The organism is Microcoleus sp. A003_D6, from assembly GCF_036702825.1.
Classification (GTDB): domain Bacteria; phylum Cyanobacteriota; class Cyanobacteriia; order Cyanobacteriales; family Microcoleaceae; genus Microcoleus.
In genome coordinates this window covers 14,748-33,043 of the sequence record NZ_JAUBWA010000085.1, presented here as the reverse complement: position 1 = coordinate 33,043, position 18,296 = coordinate 14,748, and the positions used below count along the sequence as shown (strand labels likewise).

Annotated in this window: 19 protein-coding genes; 11 read left to right on the top strand and 8 right to left on the bottom strand. The window is 44.6% G+C overall.

The window, feature by feature from the left end; all coding sequences use genetic code 11:
- Nucleotides 1-95: 95 nt before the first annotated feature.
- Nucleotides 96-548: a ferredoxin gene (locus QUB70_RS21805; protein WP_332983392.1), complete on the top strand. Its 453-nt coding sequence runs from the start codon at nucleotides 96-98 to the stop codon at nucleotides 546-548.
- 93 nt (nucleotides 549-641) lie between these two features.
- On the opposite strand, the gene QUB70_RS21800 is transcribed toward QUB70_RS21805, so the two are convergent.
- The 7 genes from QUB70_RS21800 to QUB70_RS21770 form a co-directional block, all read right to left on the bottom strand.
- Nucleotides 642-923, bottom strand: a complete 282-nt coding sequence (locus tag QUB70_RS21800) for a YiaA/YiaB family inner membrane protein (protein WP_332983390.1) — start codon at nucleotides 921-923, stop codon at nucleotides 642-644.
- A 221-nt stretch (nucleotides 924-1,144) separates the two neighbouring features.
- A complete protein-coding gene (locus tag QUB70_RS21795; protein WP_332983389.1) occupies nucleotides 1,145-1,567 on the bottom strand; it encodes a hypothetical protein in 423 nt (140 codons plus the stop codon).
- A complete protein-coding gene (locus QUB70_RS21790; protein ID WP_332983388.1) occupies nucleotides 1,564-2,289 on the bottom strand; it encodes a DUF433 domain-containing protein in 726 nt (241 codons plus the stop codon). Before QUB70_RS21790 ends, QUB70_RS21795 begins: the two co-directional genes overlap by 4 nt.
- Before the next feature lie 146 nt (nucleotides 2,290-2,435).
- The gene (locus QUB70_RS21785; protein ID WP_332983387.1) at nucleotides 2,436-3,515 is read right to left on the bottom strand and encodes a hypothetical protein; all 1,080 of its coding nucleotides are present in this window, start codon (nucleotides 3,513-3,515) and stop codon (nucleotides 2,436-2,438) included.
- Nucleotides 3,516-3,568: 53 nt separating this feature from the next.
- On the bottom strand, nucleotides 3,569-4,546 hold the full coding sequence (locus QUB70_RS21780; RefSeq protein ID WP_332983386.1) for a hypothetical protein: 978 nt from the start codon (nucleotides 4,544-4,546) through the stop codon (nucleotides 3,569-3,571).
- Between the two features lie 57 nt (nucleotides 4,547-4,603).
- Nucleotides 4,604-4,972 carry a hypothetical protein gene (locus tag QUB70_RS21775; RefSeq protein ID WP_332983384.1) on the bottom strand — a complete coding sequence of 123 codons (369 nt, stop codon included), beginning with the start codon at nucleotides 4,970-4,972 and terminating at the stop codon, nucleotides 4,604-4,606.
- A 182-nt stretch (nucleotides 4,973-5,154) separates the two neighbouring features.
- Nucleotides 5,155-5,421, bottom strand: a complete 267-nt coding sequence (locus QUB70_RS21770) for a hypothetical protein (RefSeq protein ID WP_332983383.1) — start codon at nucleotides 5,419-5,421, stop codon at nucleotides 5,155-5,157.
- Between the two features lie 252 nt (nucleotides 5,422-5,673).
- Between QUB70_RS21770 and QUB70_RS21765 the strand changes: the two genes are divergently transcribed.
- From QUB70_RS21765 to QUB70_RS21735, 7 genes are all read left to right on the top strand, one after another.
- Complete coding sequence (locus QUB70_RS21765; RefSeq protein WP_265234660.1) at nucleotides 5,674-5,997, top strand: helix-turn-helix domain-containing protein; 324 nt, start codon at nucleotides 5,674-5,676, stop codon at nucleotides 5,995-5,997.
- A gap of 15 nt (nucleotides 5,998-6,012) precedes the next feature.
- Nucleotides 6,013-6,702, top strand: coding sequence for an ImmA/IrrE family metallo-endopeptidase (locus QUB70_RS21760; RefSeq protein ID WP_332983382.1), 690 nt, complete (start codon nucleotides 6,013-6,015; stop codon nucleotides 6,700-6,702).
- Nucleotides 6,703-6,782: 80 nt separating this feature from the next.
- Nucleotides 6,783-7,136 (top strand): hypothetical protein, encoded by a 354-nt coding sequence (locus QUB70_RS21755; protein WP_332983381.1) that lies wholly within the window; start codon nucleotides 6,783-6,785, stop codon nucleotides 7,134-7,136.
- A gap of 55 nt (nucleotides 7,137-7,191) precedes the next feature.
- Nucleotides 7,192-7,581, top strand: coding sequence for a hypothetical protein (locus tag QUB70_RS21750; protein WP_332983380.1), 390 nt, complete (start codon nucleotides 7,192-7,194; stop codon nucleotides 7,579-7,581).
- 42 nt (nucleotides 7,582-7,623) lie between these two features.
- Complete coding sequence (locus QUB70_RS21745) at nucleotides 7,624-8,466, top strand: ATP-grasp domain-containing protein (protein WP_332983379.1); 843 nt, start codon at nucleotides 7,624-7,626, stop codon at nucleotides 8,464-8,466.
- Between the two features lie 62 nt (nucleotides 8,467-8,528).
- Nucleotides 8,529-9,026 (top strand): hypothetical protein, encoded by a 498-nt coding sequence (locus tag QUB70_RS21740; protein ID WP_332983377.1) that lies wholly within the window; start codon nucleotides 8,529-8,531, stop codon nucleotides 9,024-9,026.
- Nucleotides 9,016-9,426: a type II toxin-antitoxin system RelE family toxin gene (locus tag QUB70_RS21735; RefSeq protein WP_332983376.1), complete on the top strand. Its 411-nt coding sequence runs from the start codon at nucleotides 9,016-9,018 to the stop codon at nucleotides 9,424-9,426. Before QUB70_RS21740 ends, QUB70_RS21735 begins: the two co-directional genes overlap by 11 nt.
- A 202-nt stretch (nucleotides 9,427-9,628) precedes the next feature.
- Here the strand turns inward: QUB70_RS21735 and argS are convergent, their stop codons facing one another.
- Nucleotides 9,629-11,386: an arginine--tRNA ligase gene (argS, locus tag QUB70_RS21730; protein ID WP_332983375.1), complete on the bottom strand. Its 1,758-nt coding sequence runs from the start codon at nucleotides 11,384-11,386 to the stop codon at nucleotides 9,629-9,631.
- A 253-nt stretch (nucleotides 11,387-11,639) separates the two neighbouring features.
- On the opposite strand from argS, the gene QUB70_RS21725 reads away from it, so the two are divergent.
- From QUB70_RS21725 to QUB70_RS21715, 3 genes are all read left to right on the top strand, one after another.
- Nucleotides 11,640-12,035 (top strand): hypothetical protein, encoded by a 396-nt coding sequence (locus QUB70_RS21725; RefSeq protein ID WP_332983374.1) that lies wholly within the window; start codon nucleotides 11,640-11,642, stop codon nucleotides 12,033-12,035.
- 898 nt (nucleotides 12,036-12,933) lie between these two features.
- Nucleotides 12,934-14,325, top strand: a complete 1,392-nt coding sequence (locus QUB70_RS21720; RefSeq protein WP_332983372.1) for a malic enzyme-like NAD(P)-binding protein — start codon at nucleotides 12,934-12,936, stop codon at nucleotides 14,323-14,325.
- Nucleotides 14,326-14,440: 115 nt separating this feature from the next.
- Nucleotides 14,441-18,283: a PAS domain S-box protein gene (locus QUB70_RS21715; protein ID WP_332983371.1), complete on the top strand. Its 3,843-nt coding sequence runs from the start codon at nucleotides 14,441-14,443 to the stop codon at nucleotides 18,281-18,283.
- The last annotated feature ends 13 nt before the right edge of the window (nucleotides 18,284-18,296 follow it).

The window sequence follows — 18,296 nt, the reverse complement described above, 5'->3', positions numbered from 1 at the left end:
CGGAAACCCTAGTAATAGGGATATTAAGACCGAAATGTCTTAAGAATCCCCGTCGCGATCGCGCGGGGAGTGTCAATTACTATTGTGGGGTCTAAATGTCTGAGCTTTCTGGACTCGGAATAGATACAGCAAGCGATCGCTCTGGTTTAGAGCCGGAGTTGGGAGGTTTTTTGCGGGATGCGCCCGATCGCTCTGGTTTTGAACCGGAATTGGGCGGCGTGTTGCGCCAAAAAGGTGTCTATGTTGATGAGATTACCTGCATTGGCTGCAAGCACTGCGCTCACGTTGCTCGCAATACTTTTTATATTGAACCGGATTACGGTCGATCGCGTGTAGTTCGACAAGACGGGGATTCTGAAGAGTTGATTGCTGAGGCGATCGACACTTGTCCGGTGAATTGCATTCACTGGCTTGACTACACCGAACTCAAGAATCTGGAAGAAGAGCGCAAGGATCAGGTGATACCTGTCGTTGGCTTTCCCCTGGAGTATGCGACGATTCGGGCCCGTGGTCGCCAGCGACAAAAGACTAAGTTGGGTAGCCATTGAAATCCCCAATTCACATCTACAACTTGAAACCTGTGGATCAAACAACAAAAACAGCCCGGACGGGCTGTTTTGTGTATACATTGTATAATTAATTTATTTGAGAGGATGGTGTTCAGCGAGAATTTTCTCCACTCTAGCTTCGTCGATTCTGGCAGTTAATGTTGTTGCCTCGTTGTTATCGCGAATGGTTTTTGCTAAAGTAAAAGACGAGCCGATTGAAAAAGTTAAACCCATACCCATAAAAGCTTTTTGCCAGGGATCTACCTGTAAATAAATGATACCTACAGTAGTTGCGGAAAGGGCAAGAATAAAAGAAACCCAGCACTGAAGTATCCAAGCATTAGTATCTTTTTGACGTATGATTTGTTTCTGCATAGTGCCTCTAAGTCAAATATATCTTTTGGTTGATTAACTTAAAGAATAGATAGCGTGAGTGAAGCGGTCAGGAGAGGAAGGGACAGTTTAAATAAGTGAACAGGGCGATCGGGCTTTTGACTAAAAACTAGAACGCTGTAGATAGGGTTTGATGCTCAAGGAAAACAGGGTGAGAGTAGACAGTTGGGAAACTGGACTAAGGGAGATTGATTTGGGATGATTTACTCACTGGTTTTAGGGAGCATTCTCAAAAGTTCTTTTTGGTTCTTGCAGGGCTTTACCAAACCCGACTGGTACACCTTAGCGATGAAAGGTGCTGGATTCCCCCGAATAAATCGTTGCATATTTTCTAAGGCATTTACAAAAGCTTGTGTCACTACAACTCCAGAAACATCGCCGCCCACAAATGCAAAAAGCCTTACATCGCCTTGAGCCACGGCTAATAACTCCAAAGGACGGCTAGCGATTTTCTTGTCCTTTGTTAATACCACCCAATTGCGCTCTCCAACTATCCTCAGCCAATCCTCATCATTGATATCTTGACTAAAATGATCGTCGTGAATTTCTACTGTAGCCCCGACATTTCGCAGTGAATCTGCCAGTTTCTTTCCTAAACATCTGTCTATGAAAAATATCTCATTCATGCTGCTACTAGCTGGAGTTCGCAGCGAATACCTTCCTCAATTTGGAGCCGATCGCAATTGTAGTCTTCGGCAAGTTCATCGATGGAATCCCCAGCTTTGTAGCGTTCCGCCAGCATAGCTGTGGGAATGCCAGTTCCAGCTAAAACTGGACGGCCAAATGATATTCTGGGGTCAATCATCACTGTTTTAGGTTCGTCGGCACCTGGTAGCTTCGTGAAAGGGTAGAGTTTGAGGGGTAATCCAGCTTCATCTCGTACAATGCGATCGAAATAAGTTTTTAGAATCTGCCTTGCTTCCTGTTCCCTGTCGGATGCTGCAAGCTTCTGTCCGAATCTCTCAAATAAAAGAGGTATTCCCTCGATTTGAAACTCCTTTCCAGCATATAATTGAGGAGTCGAAAGATGACGGTTGATGTAGTTGAGTTCAGTGCTAAGTTGTTTTCGGGAGAAGCCTGTAGCCTTAAAAATGGCAATCAAGACATGAGCCTCTACCAAATTTGTGAAAGAAAGTAGTGTAGTTTTGGACTGAGGAAGCAGTTCAAAATTATTGGGTTGAGCTAACTTAATCAGTGGTTCAAAGAAGCGCTTCTGGGCTTTTGTTTTCGAGAACCAGCCACCAACCCAATCTCGCAAGCTATCCTTCCGCAGCCTGAGATATTGCGCCGCTTGAGGGATAGAATATATAGGAATGTCGCGCGGATCGAAGTTGTTAGTATCAAGCATAGCAGTTGTCCTAATCCTAAATACTTATATTTTTGCACAGTTCGCGGGCGATCGCAAAAATCTCTCCCTTCAATACCCAGATACCCGACTTCTTCAAGAAATCGGGTATCTAAAGCAACCTAATTAGCTCCTAAAAGCACTACAAATTACTTACTTTTCTGCTGAGTCTTCGCTTGTTCGATCGCAATTTCCTTCACAGCTTGGAACGAATTCAAATTCGACGCACCTTCAATTGCTTTCACCGCCAAATCTTGCACCTGTTTTAACGCCGAATCAAGTTGTTTCGACAAACTAGCAATGCGAGACTCTTGATTTTGAATTGTCTGCAACATTCCTTGAATTTGCAACTCGTAATTTTGCTTTTGTCCTTCAAGGTCTTTAGCAAACAAATCAGACTTAATTTTAGCTTGATAATTGCCGATATTGCGACCGCTATCTTTGCCATTCTTGATATTAGCTTCCAGTTCCTTCGGAAAAGCTTCTACCTTAGCTTTCACCTCAGCATAAAGTTTTTCTCGTTCAGAAATAGATTTTTCGCGTTCCGCCCACTGTTTCTCCTGTTCCTGCTTAAATTCTTCAATTTCTTTGTACAGCGTTTGCTGGCGCTGTTCGTATTCTTCGATATCCAGATTTCGCTGAAGATTCAAATCGTAATCATACAACTCTTCATCCCGCTGGCGAGCTTTTTGCTGATTTTCATTGCGTTCTTTAACTGCCAACTTTTGGAGTTCCTGCTCTTTTTCCCAAGCTTGCCGGCGTTCCAACAATTCCCGTTCAACAGTTTCGCGCTGTTCGCTGAGTTCGTTGGTAAATGTTTTCGCGCTTTCTTCGTACTGTTGAATTAAACTGTCCAGCGTATCTTCTGCAATATCTTCTAAACTGTGCAAGTCTTGCAGTTGTTGAACTTCCTCGCCCACAGTGCGGCGCAATTCTTCGACTTTAGCAGCTTCAGAAGTTAATTTCTCAGACAACTCGCTGACAGCCCCACCAAAGCCAAATTGCAGCAAAATCAAATTGTCGATTGTGGACTGCATTTTTTGTGGGTTTTGAGTTAAAGCCATTGTTTTTTGTGCCTCCACAATAGGTTTTTCTTGGACTGCTGTTTGCTTTGGGGAAGCGTTTAGCTGTTTGATTTGCGATTCTAACTGCGCTTTTTCTTGCGCTGCTTCCTTGTACGCTTCTAAGATTTCAGCCTTGGTGCTTTTGTCGCTAACTTTTTTGTTCATGGTTTTTCATTTGTGAATAATTCGGAAATTTGGCTCATTTTTTCTACAGGGTTTTAAGCTTTGCTGGCAAAAGCTTTCATGGCCAAATCTTGCGCTTGCTTCATCGTGGCTTGCAGTTGCGCGGTAATTTCGGCGATTTGTTCGGTTTGCCGCCCAATTGTCTGCTGTAAAGATTGCATTTTCAATTCATATCCCTGCTTGCTTCCTTCCCATTCTTTATCCACTAAATCTGCCTTGACTTTAGCTTCGCGGGAAACTTCTTGAATTGCTTCTTCTTTGGCTTTCACATAAGCCTGTTTGAGTTCTTCTTCAAATCCGGCGGCTTTTCTTTGATTCTCTTCAAACTCCGCTTGATTGTCGGTGAGGACTTTTTCGCGCTGTGTCCAGTTTTTGTCTTTTTCGCGAGTAGATTGCTGCAACTCCCGTTCTAGTTTGCGTTTCGTTTCTTCGTATTCGTCGGTTTCGATTTTGCGATCGCGCTGTAATTCGTATTGGTAATCGGCTGTTTCTTCCTGACGCTCTTTGGTGGTGAGTGCAGTTTTTTCTTGAACTGCTGCATCAAATTTTTGCTGTTCTTCTTCCCAAAGTTTGCGTTTTTGGGCCGTGTCTTTTTCGAGAATTTCGCGTTGGTTAGCGCTGTTTTGTTCGAGTACAGTCAATTTTTCTCGGTGCTCTTGAGTTAAAATGTGGAGGGCATCTGCTACCACTCTAATTTGCTGCAACTCTTGCAATTGTTCGGCTTCAATTTCGATCGCGCGTTTTAATTCGTCTAATTTTGAAGATTCCGCCTTCAATTTTTCGGAAAGTCCGCTGATGACGCTGCCGAAATCTAATTGCAAGTCGGCTAGGCCTTTGACGATGCTGTCTATTGTGTATGTAGACGCGACTTCGAGGAGTTGTTTGTTTTTGGCTTTTTCGGCTGACTGTTCTTTGGTTTCTACTTTGGATTCGATATTTTTCTGGTCGGCTAAAATCTGCTGAAACTTTTGCAAGATTTGGGCTTTGCTATCTTTGGCAGTTGCTAGTGTCATAATGCTTTTTTCTCCTGATTTTAACTTTTTTTAGGTTTTTTACTGAGACGTTTTCAGTTATCCTAAGTTCCGCAGTTGGCTGAGAATAGCGCGGTATTTTCTGGCTGCATCGGGTTTTTCTTCGGGATTGTCGCTGGCTAGAATTTTGAGAATCTGCTGGCAGCGATCGCACCGATTTCCTGCCCAGCAGTCGCACTCGTCAACTATACTTAAAAGTGTGTCTTTTAGCAATTGATTTTGGGCTAACAAAGCTCGGTAATTCCGGCGGATAGATTCGGCAACTAAAGTCATGTGCTGGAAGTCTTCGGCGAGACTTTCGATGTCGTTAACTGCGTCGGCCCGAATTTGGTCGAGCATCTCGAAATTCTCTCTCAAACGGTTTTGTTGCAGGTTTGGTTGGATTTGAATTTTCGTTGATTTTTTCATTTTCATCTGTTGTAAAATTTATGGTAAAGGCGCGATTCGATCGCGCCTTTACAGCCTTCTTTCTTTCTGATTTTTACCCTTCGACTTCGCTCATGGCCCTCTTCCCTGTTCCATAAAAATCCATCCGTTAAATCAGTTAAATACGTTACAGGTTCGGTTTCCGAACTTTCTGCGATTTTCGATTACCGAATGAGATGTTTTGTCGCTTTTGGTTCTGGATAGGTATAATCAAGCATCGCCTCTTGTTGAGCTTTAATAATCCGCAGCGCGGCGAGCAAATGCTCTAAGGTTTCTAAGTGCGCTGGGGTGAAGTGGATGCTGAAGCCTTCGCCATCCCGCGCGTAGCCGGGACAAACCAGTGAGGCTGAGCTTTGTTCTTCGTGGGTGGCGATGTATAGCCAGTCATCGTCTTCGAGCTTGTAATGCGTGTCTGTCCAGGTTCTCAGCATTTGCGATCTGCTCCTTTTTATTTGCTGCGTACAAGCGTTTTGACAGCGCTTCTCACTCCTCTCTCAGTTGACTGCGCTATATATGTAGCGTGTTTGCTAGGCTATTTTGTACACTCAACTCTACCAGTGGGCTAGTCTAGTTGACTAAACCGTCAACTAACCTCATGGTAGCGCGGGTTGATTTTCCCGTCAAGTATTTTGTTGAACTTTTCATCAAAACAGGCTAGAATGCTTGTCAGGAGGCGAAAAACCGTGGAACAAACATTTGGAAGACTGATCCGTCAAGCTCGCAAGGACAAAGCTTACTCACAACGTGAGCTAGCTGCTATGCTAAGTGTGGATTTTACTTATTTGTCTAAGTTGGAGAACGATCGAGCGGATTACGCGCCAAAAGAGGACGTAATTCGATCGCTAGCGCGGAATCTAGACATAAACGAAGAGGAATTGATTTTCTTGGCGGGGAGACTGCCGCAGCAGTACGAAGCGCTGCTGAAGCAGAATCCGAAGGAAATGCAGGCTCTTTTTCGCCGGATGCAAGAAAATCCAGATTGGCTCAAACAATCTTTTGAAGCGTAAGAGAGGCCCCTGATAGTGAGTATTTTTAAACCGTATTGCTTCTATCCCAAAGAATCGATCGAGCGTTTGGCAAATGACATCCTGATGCAGATGCAGAAAACGCAAAAGTTTGCTCCGAAATGGCCTTTTGAAGCGACAACGGTTGCTGATTTTCTGGACTTGGGCGTAGTTTGGGACTACATTGAGCCGGATGAAGAAGGTGCGATCGCGGCGAGGATTTTGCCGCAGCAGCGGTTAATCGAAATCAACGAACAGATTCTCGAAAAACCGCCGGGTTTCATCGAATCGACGATCGCCCACGAAATCGGCCACTGGGTGCTACACGTCAATCAAGACGAAGCAGACGGCACTGTGGAACAGTTGGAATTAAACTTGGGCAATCAAGGAAAAACGGCGTCTGATGTCGAGGAACCGTTTGTTTGTCGGGGTGCGAGTGCTGATAATAAGGTTTTGTCGATCGAATGGCAAGCGCAATATTTTGCAAGCTGTTTGTTGATGCCTCGGTGTATTTTGGAGGAAAAAAGACAGGGACGCGATTTAACAAAGTGGTCGCATTTATACAAAATGAGAGATGAGTTGGGAGTGAGCATTTCCAATTTGACAAACCGCTTGCAAGAATTCGATTGGATTTACATTCCCAAGGGAACGCGCGAGATTTATGCCGGGAAAGATGCGGCAAACGGGCAGCAGCGGTTGTTTGGATAAAATTTGATGAAATTTGAGGTTTGAGAGAGATTCTCGAATCTCAACTTTTTCAGATAACTTTGAAAGAATGAGGTTGCAAAATGGAAACAAAACGAGTAGCAGACCTGACAGTTGAAGAACTGCAAGCGATAATTCTCGAAACCAAACGAGTATCAGACTTGACCGTTGGAGAATTGAAAGCGATAATTGCGGAAGCGATCGATATGCGGTTAAGCCAATGGATAAATCCTTTCAATAGCAATACCTTGCCCCTAGTTCCGCAAAGGACGAAGGAAGAACAAATGCAGAGGAATTTAGCAGCAATAGAATGGTTGCAAAAGTGGCGAGAAGAAGGAGACGCCGAGGAACAAACAGAGACATTTGAATATTTGCAAAAAGTATTAGACGAAGACAGGCTTTCGTCGAACCGACCGTTATTTGTGCAACAAAAATGATAGTTTTATTGGATTCGGGGCCTCTGGGAATATTAACAAATCCCAAGGGCCGCCTGTGACTGTAGAGTGCCAACTTTGGGTAGAATCTTTGCTATTTAAAGGCTACAGGATGATTTTACCTGAAATAGCAGATTATGAAGTGCGGCGCGAGTTATTGCGGGCAAATAAGCTGGCAGGTATCAGGCGCCTTGATGAATGCAAATTACGCTGGCTGGAATACTTGCCGATAACAACGCCAGTAATTCTCAAAGTGGCAGAGTTGTGGGCGGCATCGCGTCAGGCAGGAATGCCGACAGCAGATCCCAAAGAACTTGATGGAGATGTGATTTTAGCAGCTCAAGCTTTGCTGCTTCGTGGCGGTGGAGAAGCGGTTGTTATTGCTACAACAAATGTGGGGCATTTGTCGAGATTTGTGGATGCTCGCGAGTGGCGGGATCTTGACTGAGCGTGCAGAAAAAATTAAAAGTCACAAGTTAAGTTACATTTTATGCTAACCAATATTGAAATCCTGCTGGCAGCTTGTGAGGAATTAAATATCCCTTACGAAATCCTGCATCATTCCCAAAACTTGATTAGAATCAAACAGGGCGGCGAAGAATATTATTTTGTAAATTACATGATGCCATTTAACAGCGCGTCAGTAGCAGAGATTTTTAAAGACAAAGAATATACCTATCAACTATTAAACGGCAAAATAAAGACTCCCAGAACTCTCGGTTTTGTCTCGCCTCACTGCGAGGAGAAGTATAAAAAGTATTTGAGTTTCCCAGATATTGAATCAATAGTTTTAGAAGTAAACAAAAAATTCTCTTTCCCGGTGATTCTCAAAAGAAATCGCGGTGCTGGTGGCAACAATGTTTTTTTGTGTGAAACTAGAGAGCAAATTAAAGAATCCCTAGACATTATATTTAACGTTAACAGCAAAGATTATGACTATGTGGCCCTAGCTCAAGAATATATCGAAATTGCCCGCGAATATCGGGCTGTATTCTGCAAAGAAAAGCTAGTTTTGCTGTACGAGAAAGACAAGTCTCAGGCTGTATTTGCGGGAAACTTGAGTCCGCTGCACTGGGAAGGTGCAAAAGCCAAACATATAATTAACCCCACTCTCATGTCGGAGATTGAAGATTTTGTTAAACCTGTTTTTGCAGAAATGGCGATCGACTATGCTGGGTTTGACATCGCGCTAGATAAAAACGGACAATATTGGTTAATAGAAATTAACTCAACTCCCAATTACGATATTTTTGTGAGAGATAACGATCGCCAAATTGTCGTAACAATGTTTAAAGGCATCCTGGAGAGCTTGATTGTTAACAAAAAACCGTAAATGCTCGATTTGAGGAATGCGCTATAATTAACTAAATCCAACTCTTTAAAAAAGTAAAACCAATGACAGCACAAGTGTTAGAACTAGAGGGAACTTGGGAAGAAATTCTCGCCCAAGCGGCAAAATTCGCTGGACGCAGAGTTCGCATCGTCGTTCTTGCTGATGAAGACGAAGCAGCACTCCCATCTCCAGAAGAAAGTTTTCGGCAAGCATGGCTGGAAATAAAGACAGGAAAAACTAGACCTGTATCGGAACTTTGGGAAGGTATTGATGCAGAGATCAAGATAATGGAGTCTCTACCGGAAACTTTACAGCAGCAAGTAGCAGCATACTTGAAAGAGTATATCGCAGAATTAAAAGATGAGCTTCAATGGGACGAATCTTTCGAGAAAACGCAACAGCAACTTGTGGCTGCTTCCCAACGCGCAAAACAAGAAATTGTTCTTTACGACGAAACGTTGAAGTCAGCAGAAGAGTGTTTTCGTCAAGGATGGCACGAAGCAATGACAGGGCAGACAGTAGCGCTTTCTGAACTGTGGGATGGAATTGATGCAGAATAATCCTCCTTTAAGACAGATTATACCTACGCGAGAATTCCAACGCGACTTACGCGCTCTTTCTAAAAAGTACCGCCATATCCGATCGGATGTTCAGCCAATTATTGAAAAACTGCAAGCTGGAGAGTTGCTGGGAGTTCCGATACCTGGGACTGGTTACGAAATATTTAAGGTGCGTGTTAAAAACAGCGATGTTCAAAAAGGAAAAAGCGGTGGATATAGATTCATTTATTACCTTCAAACAATGACGATCGTTATCTTGATTGCCATTTATTCAAAATCCGAACAATCAGACATTGCCTCCGATCGCATTTTAGCAATTATCAGCGAATTTAACGAGTTGATTGAAAACCCAGGAGAAGCAACAGAAGAAAAGGCAGGTAACGATCGGAACGGCGATTAAAAATTGCGCTCCAAGCAGGATAACTGTATTGCAAACTAAGATAGCCCTTTCTTCATCAGTGTTCATCAGCGGTTAAAGTTATCTTATTTCCGGTTACATCGGTATTGTTCAAGACTTTGGGCGGTGCGTGAGTGCAAACAGTCTCATAACCTAGATTCAAATATTTATCGCTCTCACGCACCCTACAGCTACAAATTTTAAATCACATTCTTTCCAACACTTGAATCCCCAACAATCCTAGCCCCAACTTCAAAGTCCTCGCCGTCAAATCGCACAAAATCAACCGCGAAGTCCGCAACGGTTCCTCAGCTTTCAACACCGGACACTGCTCAAAAAACTGATTGTACTTTTGACCCAATTCAAACAAATACTGACAAATTCGATTCGGCAACAAATCGCCGCCCACAGCATTCACAACTTCATTCAACTGCAATAAATGCTTTGCCAATACCAACTCGGTATCGGATTGCAAAATCACTTTCGCACCAGCATCTAAATTATCAAAATTAATCTCACCTTTGCGGCGAATTCCCTGGACGCGCACGTAAGCATACAGCATATATGGAGCGGTATTTCCTTGCAATGCGAGCATTTTGTCGTAACTAAATACATAGTTGCTGGCGCGATTTTGACTTAAATCTGCATACTTAACGGCACTCAAACCAACTGTTCGAGATACGTTAGCAATAAATTCTTCAGTTTCCTGTCTTTCCTCTGTTTTTAATCTCTCTTCCAAATCTTGGCGTGCGCGGACGATCGCCTCATCTAACAAATCCTGCAACCGTACTGTATCCCCAGAACGAGTTTTGAGTTTTTTGCCGTCTTCTCCCAATACCAAACCGAAAGGAATGTGGACAATTTCGACATCTTCGGGAATCCAATTGGCTTTTCTAGCTACTGCAAATACTTGGGCAAAATGGTTTGCTTGTCCCGAATCGGTGACGTAAATTATGCGCTTTGCATTGTCTTTTTGGATGCGGTAGCGCACTGCTGCTAAATCTGTTGTGGCGTAATTGTAGCCGCCGTCGGTTTTTTGGACGATTAGTGGCAGGGGTTCGCCTTCTTTGTTGGTGAAACCTTCTACAAAAACGCATTTTGCGCCGTCACTTTCTACTAGCAAACCTAGGTTGGTTAAATCTTCGACTACTGCGGGCAATAATGGATTGTAAAAGGATTCGCCGCGTTCGGTTAGTTTGATGTCGAGTAAGTCGTAGATTACTTGAAATTCGCGGCGGGATTGATTACATAGGAGTTTCCAAGCGCGGGTGGTGTCTTCTGCGCCTGCTTGCAGTTTTACTACTTCTTGGCGGGCGGTTTCTTTGAAGGTTTCGTCTGTGTCAAAGCGCTGTTTTGCTTGGCGGTAAAATGCAACTAAATCGCCTAAGTCTAGGGCGTCAGCAGTTGTTAATGCTTCGGGGTGAACTTCGCGCAAGTATGCGATCAGCATTCCGAATTGGGTGCCCCAGTCGCCGATGTGGTTGATTCTGAGTACGTCGTGGCCTTGAAATTCGAGGGTGCGGGCGATCGCATCTCCGATGATTGTCGATCGCAAATGTCCGACGTGCATTTCTTTGGCTATATTCGGACTCGAAAAGTCGATCGCGATTGTCTGAGGCGTTTTCGCCTGTTCAATCCCCAAACGGGTGTCGGCGGCGATAGCACTAATTTGCGCTTCCAAATAAGCCGGTTTCAGCTTCAAATTGATAAAACCTGGCCCGGCGATTTCTGGGGTTTCGCAGATGTCGGTAATATCTAGGTTTTCGATGATTGTCGAGGCGATCGCCCGTGGGGGCTTTCCTAACTTTTTCCCCAAACTCATCGCCGCGTTGCACTGAAAGTCCCCAAAGTTGGGATTGCTGGCGGCGGCTAGCATCGGATCTGTACCTGCATAACTTTCGCCGAATGCAGCGGTGAATGCTTTTTCAAATCTTGTTTTTAACTGTTGGGCGATCGAGTTCATCTTTAATATTTTGATTTGATACTTGGTATTTTTAACTTATGTATTTGTACTTAGCTTTTGCTGCTAACGTGATCGAAATCACACGCTTGTGTAACTGAGGCTACATTGTATCACAATGGCGATCGCTTGACAAGCCAAAAATTATCACATCGATCGATGATGGCGATCGCTACACAATTTATTTAAAGGACTTACATTAAGGTATGTTAAAATTTTTTCCGTGCTCCCAAAAATCCTACGAAAGGAAGTAGTTATGTTATCCCAACCTGTTTTTGGAGATCGTTCTCTGACAATCGCCTTTTATCAAGCAGTAATCGATCGTTTCGATTACCCTTTGAGTCTTTCGACTCAAGCGCTATTGCGAGAGTGTACCCTCGGCTTCGCCCCTTGTCCCGATGGAGTCAAAACCTTTTTCATCATCGCGCCGAGTCTGGATGCAGCAGAACAACTAAGTGAAAAAATTGACAGTATTTTGGAGCGAGTTACCGAACTCATGGCTGGAGTCGGACAAGTTGCCCTGTGCATAGTTCCTGCCGACAGCGAGGTAGATCGATCGGTCGATATGCAAGACTTAGAAAAAGTTCCCCCCGATTGTCTGGCTTGCAAATTCTTTACTATTATATGTGCTGATGCTGCGACCGATCGGTAAAATTGACAGTTAGCAACCAGCAACTGTGCACGGCTGGGCTGAACCTGTGCCTGTGCTAGCACTCTTGTAGATTGCCTATTAGTAACAGTCGCTGGAATTCTCCGGCAAAACGTGCAGGTAATTCGATCGCGCAGCAAGGTTGCACTCGCAATCGTTGGCAAGTGTTAAACAAGCAGGCAAATTTTACATAAATGCCCACTTGTCAGTGGATCTAATTTTTACCGACCGGCTCAAACAGCCGTGCATCTACTTTTGTCCCCCCAAGAAAGGCCGCTAAAAAGCCGCACCACCTCTCCTGGGCGTCTCGCTTCAAAAGACAGCAGCAGGAATTAGACAGTATCGTGGAAAAATCCTTTTAATCAAATTCTGGAACGGGCAAGATGCCCATTCCACAAGAAAAAAAATTTTGTGGGATGGGCATCTTGCCCGTCCTAGTTATTTTTGCAAGAGGTCTAGTATCGTGGAAAAATAGAGTTCTGCGAAATATCCGCAGGGTTCAGGATAAGCAGAAATATTTTGAAAAATAGAGTTCGGCGAAATATCCGCTCACACTCGCAATGAGAATAAATATTTGAGAAAATAGAGTTCGGCGATTAATGGGTAAAGTTCACAATGAGCAGAAATACTTTTAAAAATAGAGCATTGCGATTATTTGGCTCCCTTTGGGAATGACAAGAAATACGTTGTTTGTGCCGGATTACCCAGCAAGAGAGACAGCAAAGCTCTACTCAAAAAAAGATGAGTTCCCCAGGTACCCGCTTGTATAGCAGAGCGATCGGATCGCAGGCTCATAGAATTTGTTAAAAATTTCAGTTGAAAATTTGAATTATTAAATTTTATGCTTAACATTGGCGATAAAATCTAAGATTGAAATTCTCAAATCTGAAATCAAGCAATCATGGTAAAACTGACACCGAACCCCAGCTTTAGTTTAACGATTCGCGTTGCCCTGCCGAACCAGCCGGGAATGCTGGCAAGAGTCACTAGCGCGATCGCATCTGTCGGCGGCAACTTCGGCCAAATCGACTTAATCGAGCAAACCCGCGCCACTACCGTTCGCGATATCACCGTCGATGCTTACAGCATCGAACACAACGAAGAAATAGTCCAAGCCGTGAAAGCGCTGCCGGATATTAAAGTGATCGACGTGTACGATCGCACTTTCAACTTGCACCGCGGCGGAAAAATCAGCGTAATTAGCAAAATTTCCCTCAAACGCCAGTCAGATTTGGCAATGGCATACACCCCTGGAGTCGGCCGCATCTGCACGGCGATCGCCAATGACCCCCAACAAGTTTACAACCTCACCATCAAACAAAATACTGTTGCCATTGTTACCGACGGCAGCGCAGTTTTGGGACTGGGAAACCTCGGCCCTGCCGCCGCACTGCCAGTCATGGAAGGGAAAGCCATGCTATTTAAAGAATTTGCAGGTATTGACGCCTTTCCTATCTGTTTGAACACCCAAGATACTGAGGAAATTATTCGCACCGTGCAGAATATCGCCCCGGTTTTTGGCGGCGTTAACCTCGAAGATATTTCTTCTCCCCGCTGCTTTGAAATCGAAGCAAGATTGCGGGAAACCTTAGATATTCCGATTTTTCACGACGACCAGCACGGCACGGCGATTGTCAGTTTGGCGGCATTAATTAATGCCTTGAAACTCGTCAAAAAAACCATCGCAGAAGTGTGTATCGTGATTAACGGAGCCGGTGCGGCCGGAGTCGCGATCGCCCGCTTGCTGCGCCAAGCAGGTGCCGAAAACATCATCATGTGCGACTCCAAAGGCGTCCTCTCCAAAGACCGCACGGATATGAATCCAGAAAAATTAGAATTTGCTGTGCCTTCAAGCGGTACTTTGGAAGATGCGATCGCCGGTGCCGATGTATTTTTAGGCGTCAGCGCCCCCGGCGTGCTCACCCGTTCGATGGTGCGTTCGATGGCCGAGAATCCCATTGTTTTTGCAATGGCAAATCCCATTCCCGAAATACAGCCTGAATTAATTGTGGAAGATGCGGCGATTATAGCAACTGGACGCAGCGATTACCCGAATCAAATTAACAATGTTTTGGCATTTCCGGGGATATTTCGAGGTGCTTTGGATTGCAAAGCTAGCACGATTACCACAAGTATGTATTTGGGTGCAGCTTATGCGATCGCCTCTTTAGTCAGCCCTTCCCAGCTTGACAAAGAACACATTATACCGTCGGTTTTTGACGAAAGAGTTGCCATTGCTGTCGCAGGTGCTGTGCAGTTAGCCGCCCGATCCGAAGGTATCGCCCGCGATTAATTGAAAAAAGAAGGAAGAAGGAAGTTATTCCTTCTTCCTTACTGAGTGAGAAAAATCACAACAATAAACAAGATAAAAAGATATAATAAAATATCACAAGCCCAGCTATCTTCAGATGCAAAGCCAGTTAGGAAAAGCCAAGCGCGATCGCTGCAACCGCCAATTGTTAGAACTGTGCCCGATCGGGCTGGCCTTGTGCCGGACGGACGGGACTTTTCTAGACATAAATCCAGCTTTTGCAAGTATTATCGGTCGCACAGTTGCAGAAACTCTCAACCTCAACTACTGGGAAATTCTGCAAACAGAATGCGCTGCGAGAGAAAAATATCTAGAAATTCAAGCAAAAAATAGCTGCACGGGCCCGTGCGAAGCAGCATACAAACATAAAAACGGTCATCTCGTACCCGTGCGAGTTTCCGATCGGGCAATTGAAACAGAGGGAGAGTGCGCGATTTGGCTGAGTGCGATCGAAATTTTTAACGATCGGGATGAAAACAGCGATCTCCCCGAATCAGCGCCGCCGCACTGCAATTGTCATCTTGAAAAATTGCTGGCAAATCAGACGGACGAACTGACAAAAACTCACGAACTACTCCAAGAAAAAATCGCGGAACTCGAAGAAGCAAACTCGAAACTGCGGCTGCAAAATCAGATTATCGAACAAATTCACGAGTCGGTAATTTGTACAGATATGGAAGGCTTTATAATCAGTTGGAATCAAGGCTCAGAAAAGCTATACGGCTATCGCGCAAGTGAGGTAATCGGACAGCAAGTTGCTATGCTTTACCCGCCAGAACAGCACGAATTTTTGTTAGATAAAATCATCAAACCGCTACAAGAAAAAGGCTCCCATGAAGTAGAAGTTATAACCCGCCGTAAATCAGGAGAAGATTTTTACTCGTACCTGTCGCTTTCTCTGTTGAAAGACAGCACGGGAGAACTTGTCGGGATGATTGGTTACTTAACAGATATCAGCGATCGCAAATCTCTCGAAAAAGAACTAGCTCGGAAGCAAGCACAGTTTGATGTTTTTTTCTCGGAATCTCCGGTGGGATTGTGTATTTTGGACGACCAACTGCGGTTCGTACAAATTAATAAAATGCTGGCTGAAATGAACGGTCTAAATCCAGCAGATCATATTGGCAAAACTGTGCGAGAAATATTGCCGGAAATCGCCCCGTTGGTGGAGCCTTTCTACCAACAAATTTTGAGTACAAAACAATCTGCAATCAACATCGAGACAAGCCGCGAAAACCAAAGACAACCAGGGGTAATGCGACATACCGTAGCCTCTTACTTTCCCCTGCTAGATGAAATCGGCGAGGCGATCGGCATTGGTTCAGTCGTCATCGAAATTACCGATCGCAAACAAGCAGAAGCAGCACTGCAAAAAAGCGAACAGCTTTACCGCACTATGGCAAGCAACATTCCTAACGGCGCGGTGATGTTATTCGATCGAGAAATGCGCTTCACCCTGGTAGAAGGTACAGAATTAGCAGCCGTGGGGCTTTCCAAAGAATTGATGGAAGGCAAGACAATCTGGGAAGTATTCGAGCCTAATTTTTGCGGTGCAGTCGAGCCAAATTATCGAGCAGCACTCGCAGGAGAAACAGTTATTACAGAATTTACTTACCGCGATCGCATCTACCTCGCTTATACTTTGCCAGTCAGAAACGAACGGCAAGAAATCATCGGCGGATTGCTAATGACTCAAAACATTACCGCTCGCCAATTAGCAGAAGAAGCCCTCAAGGAAAGCGAGGAAAAATACAGGTGCATTGTCGAGACAGCAGACGAAGGAATTTGGATGATAGATGCGGAGGGTAAAACTACTTTTGTCAACCAAAAAATGGCCGATATGCTCGGCACCACCCCAGAGGAAACGATCGGACAGCCGCTATTTGCTTTCATGGATGCAGAAGGCATGGCGATCGCACAAGCCAATCTCAACCGCCGCAATCAAGGAATTAACGAACAGCGCGATTTTAGGTTCCGTCGCCGAGACGGCAGCGACTTGTGGGCGATAGTTTCTACTAATTCCTTGACCGACAAACAGGGATGCTATGTGGGCGCTTTGGCAATGGTTGCCGACATTACCGATCGCAAGCAAACAGAAGCCGCATTGCAGCAGTCGGAAGCCAAATTTCGATCGCTCTACGAATTAACCAGTTTGCCCGTTTTTATGTTATGTGACAATGCCATCACCGATGCCAACACAGCCACCCTAAAACTATTCGGCTGCACCGCCCCGCAACAGTTGTACGGCCAAAACCCAGGCAAACTCTCACCTCCTTTCCAACCCAACGGCAGTGATTCTGCGAGCTTGGCTAACGAAATGACGGCGATCGCTTTTGAGCGGGGAAACCACCGTTTTGATTGGGTTCACCAGCGATTAGACGGTACTGATTTTCCTGCCGAAGTCGTGCTGACAGTCATCGAAGTTGGAAATGAAAAAATTATCCAAGCAGTCCTCCAAGATTTAACAGATCGCTTCCTTGCAGAAGAAACATTAGTGCGATCGGAACAAGCGCTAAGGCAGCAAGCTCAGAGAGAACAACTGCTCAATCAAATTGCCAACCAGATTCGCACTTCTTTGGATTTAGAAACTATTTTAGAAACCGCCGTTCAAGAAATTCGCAATCTGATGCACCTAGATTTGTGCATCTTCACTTGGTATCGCCCAAATAGCAATCCTCCGGTTTGGGACATAGTTTGTGAAGCCAAAAATCCAGCTTTACCAAGTTTACTAGGTACTTATGTTGTAGAGGACACATCTAGTGCAGGAGTCCAGCAAATTTTGCGCCGAGAAATTCTGCGAATAGATGATGTTAGCACTTGTGAAAATGCAGAATTGTGCGCATCTTTCCAGGCAATAAAAGTTAAATCAGTGCTGTCGCTGCCAATTTATACTGCTTCCGGCGATATTGGCGCGATCACCTGCTATGAGGCTGTGTCGATGCGAAATTGGAGCGACTCGGAAGTCGAACTGATGCAAGCGGTGGTCGCTCAAATTGCGATCGCGATCGACCACGCCGAACTCTACACCCAAACCCGCACAGCGGCCCGATTAGCTCAAGCTCAAACTCAACAGCTAGAACAAACTTTGCACGAACTCCAACGCACCCAAACTCAATTAATTCAAAGTGAAAAAATGTCTAGTTTGGGACAGTTAGTAGCAGGTGTTGCCCATGAAATTAACAACCCGGTTAACTTTATCTACGGCAATATCAGCTACACCAGCGAATATACTAAAAATTTGCTAAAAATGCTGCAACTTTACCAGCAGGAATACCCGCAACCTAGCGCCACAATTTTAAAGGCCATAGAAGCCTATGAAATTGATTACATTATTGAAGATTTACCGAAAATGATATCATCTATGAAAGTCGGAGCCGATCGCATCCGCGACATAGTTTTGAGCCTGCGGACTTTCTCAAGACTTGACGAAGCCGAAATGAAACAAGTGGACATTCACGAAGGCATTGAAAGCACGCTGCTGATTTTGCAAAACCGCCTGAAAAATAAACCCGATCGCCCGCCAATTAATCTGATTAAAGAATACGGGAACTTGCCTTTAGTTGAATGTTATCCCGGTCAGTTAAATCAAGTATTTATGAATTTGTTGAGCAATGCGATCGACGCCGTGGAAATGGAGATGAATAAACCCGAGCCCACGGCAAAAAATCTCGCAATTACGATTCGCACCGAAATAACCGACAATAACTGCGTGGCGATGCGGATAGCTGACAGCGGCCCAGGGATGAGCGAAGATGTGAAAAAGCGCTTGTTTGACCCGTTTTTTACTACTAAACCCATTGGCAAAGGCACAGGCTTAGGATTGGCAATTTCGCATTCTATTGTAGTAGAAAAACACGGAGGCAAGCTTTCCTGCAATTCTGTATTGGGAGAAGGTTCGGAATTTGCGATCGAGATTCCTCTGCGGCAAAAAAGAAATTAAAACCCGCAAAATT